General features: G+C 44.5%; 8 protein-coding genes. 7 read left to right on the forward strand and 1 reads right to left on the reverse strand.

What is annotated here, in order from left to right; genetic code table 11:
• Window positions 1–239: 239 nt before the first annotated feature.
• The 7 genes from B4Q04_RS07020 to B4Q04_RS07050 all read left to right on the forward strand — a co-directional run bounded on the left by B4Q04_RS07020 (window position 240) and on the right by B4Q04_RS07050 (window position 11,257).
• Window positions 240–2,195: a histidine kinase gene (locus B4Q04_RS07020; protein ID WP_088696341.1), complete on the forward strand. Its 1,956-nt coding sequence runs from the start codon at window positions 240–242 to the stop codon at window positions 2,193–2,195.
• Between the two features lie 28 nt (window positions 2,196–2,223).
• Window positions 2,224–2,952, forward strand: coding sequence for a LytR/AlgR family response regulator transcription factor (locus B4Q04_RS07025; protein WP_088696342.1), 729 nt, complete (start codon window positions 2,224–2,226; stop codon window positions 2,950–2,952).
• A 26-nt stretch (window positions 2,953–2,978) separates the two neighbouring features.
• Window positions 2,979–3,488, forward strand: coding sequence for a gamma carbonic anhydrase family protein (locus B4Q04_RS07030; protein ID WP_013993758.1), 510 nt, complete (start codon window positions 2,979–2,981; stop codon window positions 3,486–3,488).
• A gap of 70 nt (window positions 3,489–3,558) precedes the next feature.
• A complete protein-coding gene (gene fabD, locus B4Q04_RS07035) occupies window positions 3,559–4,446 on the forward strand; it encodes an ACP S-malonyltransferase (protein WP_088696343.1) in 888 nt (295 codons plus the stop codon).
• Between the two features lie 152 nt (window positions 4,447–4,598).
• Window positions 4,599–8,318 (forward strand): gliding motility-associated C-terminal domain-containing protein, encoded by a 3,720-nt coding sequence (locus B4Q04_RS07040; protein ID WP_088696344.1) that lies wholly within the window; start codon window positions 4,599–4,601, stop codon window positions 8,316–8,318.
• An 8-nt stretch (window positions 8,319–8,326) separates the two neighbouring features.
• Complete coding sequence (locus B4Q04_RS07045) at window positions 8,327–9,310, forward strand: type IX secretion system membrane protein PorP/SprF (protein ID WP_013993761.1); 984 nt, start codon at window positions 8,327–8,329, stop codon at window positions 9,308–9,310.
• A 9-nt stretch (window positions 9,311–9,319) separates the two neighbouring features.
• A complete protein-coding gene (locus B4Q04_RS07050; protein ID WP_088696345.1) occupies window positions 9,320–11,257 on the forward strand; it encodes an OmpA family protein in 1,938 nt (645 codons plus the stop codon).
• Window positions 11,258–11,286: 29 nt separating this feature from the next.
• Here the strand turns inward: B4Q04_RS07050 and B4Q04_RS07055 are convergent, their stop codons facing one another.
• Window positions 11,287–12,540: an NRAMP family divalent metal transporter gene (locus B4Q04_RS07055; RefSeq protein ID WP_088696346.1), complete on the reverse strand. Its 1,254-nt coding sequence runs from the start codon at window positions 12,538–12,540 to the stop codon at window positions 11,287–11,289.
• Between the last annotated feature and the right edge of the window lie 233 nt (window positions 12,541–12,773).

Genomic DNA, 12,773 nt, shown 5'->3' on the forward strand with positions numbered 1-12,773 from the left:
TTTTAAGGCCCTATTTAGAGGGGGTGATTTATTCGTATTATTTGTTGTTGATGGGGTAAAAGTAGAAGCAACTTATTTCGTGTAAAACCGGCTTTGAGGGAAGTGGCGTTTTCAAAGAGGGAACGCTTCTTTTGGATGCGTGAAGCCTTTACGGAAGGTAGTTTTTAGGGGAATTAGGGAAGAGGTACGTTTTTTAGTGACGCATAATTCGATTAAGTTTACGTTGTACAAATAATCAAATGGGTTCAATTCGCCACATATTGCTTTTTCTTTTTATAGGATGCTCCACCATAAGTGTATGGGGGCAGAAGGAGCTGCGGCGCGGTAAAATGGCCAAGCCCCAAAGCAATCTGCACCAAGCCTATCTCGATTCGGCCAATGTCTATAGGCAAAGCGATATAGAAAGGAGTATCGATTATATCACCAATTCCATTGCCGTTCTGGGCAAGCAGGCCGATAAGAAATCGCTTTCCGAGTCTTTGGTCGCCTTAGGGGAGGTTTACCAATACCACAACCAGTACGATTTGGCCATTACGAATTACATAGATGCCTTAGAAGCCTATAAATCTACACGAACGACCCTGCTTTTAGCGGAAGCATATATTCAGAACAAGCAGTTTTCGGAAGCGGAAACGGTACTCCTTCCCCTGTTAAAAATAGAAGGGTTGGTGCCCTATCAAAAAGTGCGTTTGAACGAAAGCCTAGGCGATGCCTATCGCGGCTTAGATCAAGTGGAGAAGGCCCTTGCTTTTTTTGAAGAAGGACTCATAGTGGCCAAAAAAAACCAAATAACACCCAAATTGGCCGACCTGAATTCAAAGATCGCCGATACCTATGCGCAAGATGATAAATTGGTCGAGGCCGGTGCGTATTACAATAGCTCGCTGCAACTTACCGAAGACTTGGAGCCGAAACGGGCCGTACAGGAAAAGGAAAAGGTAGCTGATTTTTACAATCAGAAGAACCTATATGGTGCCGAAATTGAATTGCGGAAAAAAAGTCTTAGCGAACTAAAAACGCTTCCCAAGGGGAAAACGGCCAAACGCGAAGCAAGGGACGAATTGGATTCTATCACCCCGCAACGCATTAATTATAAAATTGCCAATGCCTACATTGCCCAAGATAAGTATGACGAGGCCATTCCCTACCTAAAGGAAAGTATTGAGACCGCCGATTCTGAAAACGACCTTGTGGTTCAAAAAGACGCCACAAGAAAATTGTCGGAGGTTTTTGAGTATAAGGGCGACTATCCCAAGGCCTTTGAAACCTATAGAAGTTATGTGTCCTTGGTAGATACCCTATATGTGCGTAAAGAACAGGAAATCGCCAGGGCGGCGCGTTTCAATAGGGAAATCTCAATGCGTCAAAACCGTATTTCGGGATTGGAGCAAGAACGCGAACTTTCGCAAAGCAAGTACGACCTGGCCTTGACCGAACAGCAATTGATTCAGGAAAGCAATAAGCGCCAAAGGTGGATCATCTATTCCCTTATTTTCGGAATGATCCTATTGGGGCTGGCCGCCTTTTTCTTCTATAGGAGCAATCAACAGCAGAAATTGGCAAATAATCTCTTGGCCTTAAAGTCTTTGCGGTCACAGATGAATCCCCACTTTATCTTTAATGCGCTCAATTCGGTCAATAATTATATCGCCAAGAGCGATGAACGCAGTGCCAACCGCTTCCTTAGTGAGTTTTCTACATTGATGCGTTCGGTGCTTGAGAATTCCGAAGAGGACTTTATCCCGCTGGCCAAAGAATTGGAACAGTTGGAGCTGTATGTGAAATTGGAGCATTCCCGATTTCCCGATAAGTTCGATTATCAATTGAATGTAGATAAGAAGGTCGATGTATCGGCATTTGAAATTCCGCCCATGCTATTGCAGCCCTATATTGAAAATGCCATTTGGCATGGACTCCGTTATAAGGAAGATAAGGGGCGCTTGACAATCGATGTAAGACCAAAGGGTTCGACATCCATAGAGATCGTGATAACCGATGACGGTATCGGTAGAAAGAAATCGGGACAATTGAAGACGGAGAACCAGAAAAAACAAAAATCGAAAGGGATGGGCAATATCAAAAAGCGAATAGCCATTCTTAACGATATGTACAAAAACAAGGTTGATGTCACTATTTCCGACCTCACGACCGATGGTTCGGGCACGAAAGTGGTATTTGTGCTCCGTAAAGATTGATCGGGGCCTTCCTAAAAAAATAACTACTATGACTTTAAATGCCATACTTGTTGAAGACGAAGCCAATAGCCGGGAGATTTTGCGTAACTATCTCGGAAAATATTGTGCAAACGTCAAGCTCTTGGGAGAGGCGGCGTCAATCCAAGAAGGACTTGACCTTATTTCCAAAAACGATCTTGACCTTGTTTTTTTAGATGTGGAAATGCCTTTCGGAAATGCCTTTGACCTTCTTGATCAATTGCCCGACCGTTCCTTTGAAACCGTTTTTGTAACGGCCTATAACCAATATGCCATGGATGCCCTGAACAGCCATGCGGCCTATTACCTTATGAAACCCATAAATATCGACGAGCTCGTAAAGGCCGTGGAATATGTTCAGGAAATCAAACAAAAGGAGAACGAGCTCGAAGATAAGGTCTTACAACCGAAGTTGAAATCGGTACAAGGAAAGATAACCCTGCCACAGCAAGATGGGTTTCAGGTATTGAACGTGGCCGATATTCTTTATTGCAAGGCCGATGATAATTATACCGAGATCTATTTAGAGAACAAAAAGATTTTGGTAAGCAAGACTTTAAAGTATTTTGAAGAGGCCCTGACCGATTTTTCCTTTGCCCGTATCCATAAATCGTATTTGGTAAACGTTGATGAGGTGGTCAAGTACAGAAAGGGAAAAGGCGGTAGTGTAGTAGTTTCGAACGGAAAGGAACTATTGGTCTCAGCTTCGAAAAAGAAAGAGCTTTTGGCGTATTTTTAAAGAAAGAACAAGAATAAAACACCAAGATGATAAAAACGATTAACGGAAAGACCCCACAATTCGGAGACGATTGTTTCATTGCTGAAAATGCCACCATTGTGGGAGAGGTAAGTATGGGCGACCAATGTAGTGTTTGGTTCAATGCCGTACTTCGGGGCGATGTGCACTATATAAAAATGGGAAATAAGGTCAATGTACAAGATGGGGCCATAGTGCACTGTACCTATCAAAAATCGCCCACCACTATCGGTAATAATGTTTCCATAGGGCATAACGCCATTGTTCATGGGTGTACCCTAAAGGATAATGTGCTGGTAGGGATGGGAAGCATCATTATGGATGATTGTGTGGTAGAGAGCAATAGCATTATAGCTGCGGGAGCAGTGCTGACCAAGGGCACCCATGTGCCGGCCGGAAGCGTCTTTGCCGGTACACCGGCAAAAAAGATAAAAGATATAAGTCCGGAACTCAGTTCGGGCGAGATCGATCGTATAGCAAACAATTACGTCACCTACTCGGCTTGGTTCAAAGAATAGGACGCCTTAAGGCCGAGGTTGGCACTTGAACTTTATTTGCTATTTTTGCACCCACTAAAAAATAAAAATAATGAATGCATATATATTTCCCGGACAAGGAGCGCAATTTGTAGGTATGGGGTTAGACCTCTACGAGAACTATCCCTTGGCCCAAGAACTCTTTGAACAGGCCAATGATATCCTTGGTTTTCCGATAACGGATATAATGTTCGAAGGTACGCCTGAAGACTTGAAGCGGACCAAGGTTACGCAACCGGCTATTTTTTTACATTCGGTTATTTTAAGTAAGGTAATGGGCGACAGTTTTAAGCCGGATATGGTGGCCGGTCATTCTTTAGGCGAGTTTTCCGCTTTGGTGGCCAACGGAACCTTGAGTTTTGAAGATGGTTTAAAATTGGTATCACAACGTGCCTTGGCCATGCAAAAAGCCTGTGAGCTTCAGCCCAGTACTATGGCAGCGGTTTTAGGTTTGGAGGATGCCCTTGTAGAGAAAATATGTGAGGAGACACCGGGTATTGTCGTTGCGGCGAACTATAACTGCCCTGGGCAATTGGTGATTTCAGGTGAGGTGGAAGCCATTGAAAAAGCGTGCGTGAAAATGAAGGAAGCGGGAGCTAGAAGGGCTTTGGTACTTCCCGTAGGTGGCGCTTTTCACTCTCCCTTGATGGAGCCTGCCCGGGAAGAACTGGCGGCGGCCATAGAGAATACGACTTTTGCTAGTCCGAAATGTCCGGTTTATCAGAATGTGACTACCGTTGCTGTGAGCGATTCCGCGGAAATTCAGAAGAACTTGATTTCGCAATTGACCGCTCCCGTAAAATGGACGCAAAGTGTGGAACAAATGGTGAAGGACGGAGCTTCCCTGTTTATCGAGGTCGGCCCCGGCAAAGTGCTTCAAGGACTGGTAAGAAAAATTGTTCCGGGAACAGAAAGTCGATCGGCAGATATCCCGAGTTGATCTTTATTCCGTATATTATGTAGTTTGTCCGTAAAACCTTGATTTAACCCCTAATTTAAGGTTGAGGACGATTTTTTTTAGTAATATTGACGCCCATTTAGCCACGACCTACTTTATTTGCTGTGTATTGAATTTGTATTCAAAGGACAGTTATGAAATTGAAAAAGAAAATACTTCGTTCTGTCAATGACCTGAGAACCATTGGCAAAGCATTTTTATTGTTGGTTCTACTTAGTTCCGGCCAATCGTTGATGGCTCAGGACATTTCCATTACTTCGTCGGATAACCAAGCGGCCGAGACCGATGGGACTCCCAACGGAGCGAGCTTTACCATATCAAGGAGTTCTAACCCGGCGATTCCCAGTGTGGTTACCTTTTCGGTAGCGGGTACTGCTTCGGAAGGAGATGATTACCAAAGCCTGACAAAGACCGTGAGTTTAAATGCCGCCAATGAAGGGTCGCTGACCATTGATGTAAATATCAATGACGACGGCTTGGTCGAGGGTACAGAAACTATTGTGGTGACCCTTGTTTCGGTATTAGGAGCCGGTAGCATTGATTCCAATAAAAAGTCAGTTACAATCAACATCGCCGATGACGACCAAGGGACCTTTACCTTGGAAAGACTGGATGCCAATGCCGCCGAAGTAGAAGCACCAGGTGCAGCCAATCTGGGGCAATATGTAGTGAAATTGGATAAGGCCAACGGAACGGGAACGCCCATTACGGTGCCCTATTCCTTTACTGCTGCAAGTACCGCCACCCGAAATGTCGATTATGTGGTTCGAACGGTGACCAATCTTACCCAAGGCCAACTTTCTTTTCCGGCCGGGGTAAACCAGGTCAACCTGTTTATCGATGTAATTGACGATACGGATCCCGAACCCAACGAAACCGCAATCCTTCAATTGGGTACCCCTAGTAATACTACCCTGTTTTCAGTCAACCAGCCTGGTGTTGCGGGAAGAACGGTTACTATTCTTGATAATGACTGTGTGGCCGGGGATACCCCGCCTGCCATCAATGGAGCAAGGCCGACGACTTTTTGTAATCCGCCCAGCACAAGTGTCAATTTAAATACTTTTGTCGTTGGCGGTGCCGCAAGTGCCCCTGCGGGTAGTTCGTTGAGGTGGAGTACAACGGCCAACCCAACGGCAGTCGCTAACTTGTTGGCTAACGCCACGGTTACCGCGTCGGGTACCTATTACGCCGTATATTGGGCGAACGACAATTCATGTTATACCGCCAGTAGTGATCCGGTTAGCATAACTATTAACACCCCGCCATCTCCAGGTACTACTACGGCAACTACGCTGTGTAATAACACGGATGGTGATTTTGGGGATACCGCCGTAAACCTTGGTACTTTGATTACGGGAGAAGCTCCGGGTACTTGGAGTTATTCTTCAGGGCCTGAGACGGTTCAGCCGGTAGGGGCCAATGACCGTGTCGAGTTTAGTGGTAAAACGGCCGGTACTTATGTGTATACCTATACTACGACCGGAGCCATAGCTCCTTGTGAAAACGATTCTACACAGGTAATTATTACCGTTGAAGATTGTAATAAATGTGCGGCCAAGATAGCTCCCGCTGTAAATGGGAGCATTCCTACTGATTTTTGTGATGAGATTACTACTTCGTTGACCGACTATATTCAAGGTAGTGCCCCAGCAGGTACCGTTTTACGATGGGCAACGAATGCCGGGAATCCAGTAGGTACTCCTGTTCCGCCCAATAGGATAACCAATCCCTTGCCTGGAACGTATTATGCGTTTTACTATGACACGGCACTGGAATGTGATGGGCCAGTACAGACCATATCGTTGGTGGTAAACCCAACACCGGAAATTACGGATACCGAAGGGGACAGTAGATGTGGGCCGGGCCAGGTTGTTCTTACCGCTGCCGCAACGGATGATGCTACCATTAATTGGTATGCAAGTGCCACGGGTGGTTCGCCCTTACACACAGGGGCGAGTTTCACTATCAATAATTTGACGCGTACCGCTTCTTACTTTGTCGAGGCTGAAGCCAATAGTTGTATCTCGGAAAGAACCGAGGTGATAGCTACGATTAATCCGGCTGTTACCGCAGGTAGCCCAGAGGATGCATCTTCTTGTAACGACGAAAGATATGGTACTACCACCTTTGATTTAGACAATACGTTTTCGGTTATCGCCAGTGCCGGTACTTGGGCATGGTTCGACGGCCCTGTCAATGTGAGTCCAAATGCGGATAATGTGGTAGATTTTCAAGGAGTGCCTAGCGGTACCTATGTGTTTACCTATACAACAACAGGGGCCCAGGCACCTTGTGAAAACGAAACGGCCCAAGTTTCTATCGCCGTCAGCAGTTGTGATACCGACGATGATGGTGATGGATTGTTAGGAGGAGTGGAAGCCAGCCTAGGAACCGATCCCGACAATCCCGATACCGATGATGATGGAATAAACGATGGGGACGAAGTAGGTGATGATCCTGCCAATCCCTTGGATGAGGATGGCGACGGTATAATCGATGCCTTGGATTCCAATGTGTTGGATTCTGATTTGGACGGGGTTGTGGATCAATTGGATCCCGGTAACGATAATCCATGTGTGCCTGATAATTCTAACGGATTATGTGATACCGATGGTGATGGAATTACCGATGGACAAGAAGAAGCTGATGGAACGAATCCCTTAGATGCTTGTGATCCCGACATCAACAACGGAAACTGTGACCCGACACCCATTGATCTTGAAGTGATGAAAACGGTTGATAAGGCCGAGGCCATTGCAGGCGATGAGGTTATTTTTACCATTACGGTAAATAATCTATCCAATAGAATTGTTCGGAACGTTATCATAGGGGAGATGTTGGAAGAAGGATTCGACTATAAAGGTCATAACACCTCCGACGGTAGTTATGTATTGACTACGGGTGAGTGGACCATTCCAGAGATATCCGAAGGGGGGACGGTCACTATGACCCTAACGGCAGAAGTACTTGACGGCGGGCCTTATACCAACCGTGCCGAATTACTACAGTCCTTTCCGGTAGACGACAACCCTGAAAACGATACTGCTGAGGTGACATTGAATATTGATTTGCCCGAAGGCATCGATTTGGTATTGGAAAAATTTGCTAGGATCGTAAAAGAAGATGACACCTTGGGTGTTCAACGGCCTTACCGAAACTTGAGTAGGGTAAACCCATTGGTCGGACAAGAAGTAATCTTTACTATAAGGGTGACGAACGAATCCAATGAAGATGCGGTTTCGAGAATAATAGTCCGAGATACCCTTTCCTCTGATGTCGATAGTGGTTTGGTGTATATCAGTAGTACGGCAGATAAAGGCGAGTACATACCTGAAACGGGAATTTGGAGTATACCCGAACTGATTAGGAACGAGGTTGCCGTTCTTGAAATTAGGATGGCGCTTCCTATCGCCGGTACTTTTGAGAACACCGCGGAAATAACAAGATCTTCTCCAGCCGAAAGTGAAGGAAATTACGATAACAACAGGGCTACGGCCACAGTCAATGTTTGGGAAAGGTCACAGGTTGACTTTGGAATAATCTACAATATGTTTTCTCCGAATGGAAATGGAGAGAATGAGGAATTAAAAATTAACACAAAATATGTAGATGAGGACGGTGATGAACGTGAAATACCAATTGTTTATTCCATAAAAATATTTAACAGGTACGGTAAAGTGGTTTTCGAAGGTGATCAAATGACCGATGAGGTTATTTGGGACGGAACATGGAAGGGTAAGGAAGCGCCTGACGGTACTTACTTTTATGTTTTAAATTTAACCTTAGAGGAAGAAGTAGAAGGTTTTGAAACCACCACCACTAAAAAAGGCTGGATCCAGCTTATAAGATAATACGGATAATGCAGAATAGAATACTAAAATCCTTTCACGGTTACATCTGCTTTACTATAGGTGTATTGTTTATATCGGCAAACAGCTTTGCTCAAAAAGAACCTCAGTATACGCAGTATATGTATAACATCGGTAGTTTCAACCCTGCCTATGTGGGGTCGGTACAGAATCCGGAAATTGCTGCGACCTATCGGGCCCAATGGCTTGATATCGAAGGTTCGCCGCGCACCATTCGTTTGGGTACCAATATACCCTTTGCCAACGAAAAGAACGGGCTCGGTTTTAATATTATAAGCGACCAGTTAGGGCCGTCTACCCAAACCTACGTTGAATTGGCCTATTCGTACCAATTTAATGTTTCTGACAATACGAAGCTTTCCTTTGGTATGGATGCCGGTGGCTCTTTTTTGAACGTTGACTTTTCAAAAGGTACGTTTGAAAATCCGGGCGAACCTATTTTGGGGCGTGAGACCATTTCTAAGTTTTATCCGACCATTGGTGCCGGGTTCTTTTTATACGAAGACGATATCTGGTACTTAGGGGCGTCGATACCGAACTTTTTGACCGATGGCATCTATAACGATGAGGTGGCCACGATTATAGAAGACAAGCTGCAGTTCAACTTTATTGGGGGCTATGTCTTCGATTTTTCGGAAACCCTAAAGTTTAAACCGGCTTTCTTGATCAACTATATCAATGGGGCGCCTGTGAATACAAACCTTAGCGCCAACTTTTTGTTCAACGATAGGTTTACCATGGGAGCCTCGTACCGATTGGGGAGCGCCGTGAGCGGACTCGTAGGTTTTCAGATAACCAATGGTAGTTTTATCGGCTATTCGTATGACTACAATACCAATCCACTTGGAGAGTTCAGTAGCGGTTCGCATGAAGTGATCCTCAAATTTTATTTGGGTAGGGGAGACGGCTCCGGCGGAAGCGGAAAGAGCTTGAAAGGAAAACCAAAACAAATCGATACGCCTAGATTTTTCTAATATTAGACTATGAAATTCAGAATCTTCATATTATTATTTAGTTTGGCCATAGGGTCTTCCCTTGGTCAAGAGCTGACATCTAAGGGCGATGGATACTTCTATAGTTACGCCTACGAAGAGGCAATTAAGGAGTATAAGAAACAAATGCAATCGGGTAAGTTCATTACCAACCATCAATTGTTGAACCTGGCCGACTCGTATTTTAAAACCGGTGAGTACAACAAGGCTTCAAAAATATACCTTGATATCCATAAGAACGATACCATTATGTCTGCCCATCGTTTTAATAAGATGTTGCAGAGTTTCGGTAAAATCTCGGAACAAGAAAGAATAAGGGCCTTTTTGAAATCAAAAAGCAATGAGCTTGCGAGCGAGTTGGTAGAAAACGCGGAGTTCAATTACCTCCTACGTGAAAAAAAGGAAACCGAGGCTGCAGGTTTCTTCGTGTTTAACCTGAATACCAATAGTGCGTTTTCAGATTTTTCACCAGCCTTTTACAACGATAAACTGTTGTTCAGTAGTGGAAGAAAGAGCAAATCGAAACGGGTTTACGGTCCTTCGGGCGAGTCCTACCTCGATATCTACGAAGCCGATATTGAAAAGGGGGGGAACCTCGATAATGTAAGCCTGTATAAAGGCGTTCCCGATTCGCCGTTCCATAAATCTACACCCTTTTATTCCGAAGCCGCAGGTGGTACGTATTACGTGCTTTCAAATGCCGACGGTAAGAACTTGACCTTCGATGAAAAGGGAAAGAATGCTTTGTCCATAGGGATGGCCTATGAGGGTGGGCTTTTCCGTTTTTTATTGCGCGATTTGAGTACTTCCTTCTACTATCCATTTTACGATGATAAAAACGAGCGTCTGTACTTTGCCGCTAATTTTGAAGATAGTTATGGGGGCACAGATCTTTACTATGTGGTGACCAACAACGGCCAAGTTATGTCTGAGCCTATCAATTTAGGACCGCGAATCAATACGCCCGGTAACGAAATAGCACCCTTTGTGTTTGATAATAGCCTTTTCTTTTCTTCCGATGTTTTCTACGGTTACGGAGGTATGGATGTTTACCGCAGTAATATAGGGAGCGGTGATGATTTTAGTATACCTGTAAACTTAGGGCAGGGTATAAATTCAAAATACGATGAGTTCGGCTTTATTATTAGGCCGGGCGAGGGACACGAGCTTATGGGGTATTTTTCTTCCAATAGGCCGGGCGGAAAAGGCAACGACGATATCTACGGCTTTAAAATTGCCGAAAAACCGGGTCCTAAAACCTTGATTTTTAGGGGTAAAATAGTAAAGCCTCCCTATGATGAACCTATAGCTGGCGTTGAGGTCCGAGTACTTGATGTTCAAGGAGAGGTTTTAAGTAGAACCGTATCGGGCAAGAATGGGGATTATAAGGTGGAAATACCCTATACGGACATGGTTTCCTTGGAAGTCGTTAAAAACGGCTACTCTACCTTTAAGGAAAGCTACAATCCAAAAGAACTGGCCGAAATACAGAAGCGGCCATTGCAAATAGAGTTACTTTCCTTTGATGATATTGTTAGGGAGAAGGAAGGGAAGAAAGTATTGCACACCAACAACTTTTACTTTGCTTCGGGAAGGACCGATATTACCTTGGAGATGACGCCCGAGCTTGATAAGGTGGTAGATGCCGTCAAAAGGTTTCCGCGTCTAAAGATTGCCATCGAAACACATACCGATAGCCGGGGAAGTAATAGCACCAATAAGCGGCTCTCTCAAAAGCGATCGGAGAATATAAAGAAGTATTTGTTGAACAAGGGTGTTTCACCGAGCAATATTACCAAAGCGGTAGGATACGGGGAAGAGAAAATCTTGAACAATTGTACCAACGGAGTGTATTGTCTCGATTTTCTTCATAAACAAAACTTGAGAACGCTTTTTGTTATAGAAAACTATGACGAGTTAAGCCAGTAGAAAAAAGGGGCTTGCTCCTTCTCTTTTGATTAAAAGACTACGATGTAGAAGTAATAAACGGAGAAGAGCGATAAGAACAAGATACCGGCATAGGTGAGAATCCTCAGCCCTTTTTTAGGCCGATGGGCCTGTGGTATTTCATCGCTCATAACGTTTTTTAGGTTCATGTAGCCCACAATGGGCGCTACCACAAAAGATACAAATGTGGCTAGGGAAACCAATTGTCCCATATTGGCACTAAAGGAACTGACCACAATATAGTTTACAAGTGCCAAAACGATTACTCCTACGGCAAAAATACGCTTGTTTCCCGACAGCTTTAAGCGTGGGAGCCCGAGTTCAAGTATGTCGATACTGACCCTGGCGATGGCATCATGGGCGGTCATACACGTACTGAACATGGTAGCAAAGGCCGCTACCGAAATCAAGATATAGGCCCATGGGCCTATATGTGCGGTAAACAGCTGTACGATTTGATCGGCAAAGGTAACGGCGTTACCGCTGAGTTCGGTTTGAGTGCCGTAAAGCGTCATACATCCGATAGTCAGAAAGAATAGGGCTAGCAGGCAGGTCGTATAATAGCCAACCCTAAATTCCTGTAATGATTCGGAAAGTGAAGGCTTTGCTTGGGTCTTCCATTTCTCTACACTCCATAGGCTGACCCAGCTTGAAGCTTCAACCGTAGTCGGCATCCATCCCATTAGGCTGATCAGAAAAAGAATGCCCACATTGTCGAAGAGGGGCGGCGGCGTGAAATCGGGTATCCGTTCTACACTGCCCTTAAAAATCACCACTGCCGTCGTTGCCAGCAGGGCAATAAAGAGGAGTGAAACGATAAATTTTAGCGAAACTTCCATAAACCGGTATTTGCCAACGATCAACAGTATGCTGATAAAGCAGAATAGGGCCAAGGCGATCATGTCTATGGAAACATGCGATATCTTTAAAAGGTTAATGAATAGCCCGGCCGTCACCGTATAAAGTGCCGCTAAAATGGTAAAGGTCGATACCAAGGTAATGAAACCATAAAACCACAAATAGGTTTTTCCACGGTTGAGGTAGCCTTCGGTCAAGGTTTTTCCGGTAACGTTGGTATAGCGTACGCCGAATTCAAAAAAAGGATATTTGAAAACATTGGCGAGCAAAATGGGTATGACCATGACCCAGCCGTATTGGGCACCGGCCTTGGTAGACAGAACTAGGTGTGACGTACCTATCGCCATACTGGCGAACAGTAGTCCGGGTCCGAGGTTTTTTAGAAGGATTTTCAGTTTGGATAGCATTTCTTTGTATGAGCCGCCTAAATTAATAGTTTAATCTAGAGGTGTCGGCTAAAATTTTATGTTCTTAAATCTCCATTGTTTTAAAAAACGAAGATTTTAATATCGACTATGTAGGGTTTTACTTTAAAACGTAAATATACCGGCAAAAAATTAATATTTTTTTATGAAATAAAGGCAGATTTGGAAAGGCGCATCGACATTAAGTGTATATTTAACGTCTATTGTATGGAGTC

The organism is Zobellia sp. OII3, from assembly GCF_002211465.1.
Taxonomy (GTDB): Bacteria; Bacteroidota; Bacteroidia; order Flavobacteriales; family Flavobacteriaceae; genus Zobellia; species Zobellia galactanivorans.

Excerpts from the sequence above, each read along its gene's own strand:
- B4Q04_RS07045 (WP_013993761.1), top strand. The coding sequence starts at position 8,327 with ATGCAGAATAGAATACTAAAATCCTTTCACGGTTACATCTGCTTTACT.
- B4Q04_RS07020 (WP_088696341.1), top strand. The coding sequence starts at position 240 with ATGGGTTCAATTCGCCACATATTGCTTTTTCTTTTTATAGGATGCTCC.
- B4Q04_RS07040 (WP_088696344.1), top strand. The coding sequence starts at position 4,599 with ATGAAATTGAAAAAGAAAATACTTCGTTCTGTCAATGACCTGAGAACC.
- B4Q04_RS07030 (WP_013993758.1), top strand. The coding sequence starts at position 2,979 with ATGATAAAAACGATTAACGGAAAGACCCCACAATTCGGAGACGATTGT.
- fabD (WP_088696343.1), top strand. The coding sequence starts at position 3,559 with ATGAATGCATATATATTTCCCGGACAAGGAGCGCAATTTGTAGGTATG.
- B4Q04_RS07025 (WP_088696342.1), top strand. The coding sequence starts at position 2,224 with ATGACTTTAAATGCCATACTTGTTGAAGACGAAGCCAATAGCCGGGAG.
- B4Q04_RS07055 (WP_088696346.1), bottom strand. The coding sequence starts at position 12,540 with ATGCTATCCAAACTGAAAATCCTTCTAAAAAACCTCGGACCCGGACTA.
- B4Q04_RS07050 (WP_088696345.1), top strand. The coding sequence starts at position 9,320 with ATGAAATTCAGAATCTTCATATTATTATTTAGTTTGGCCATAGGGTCT.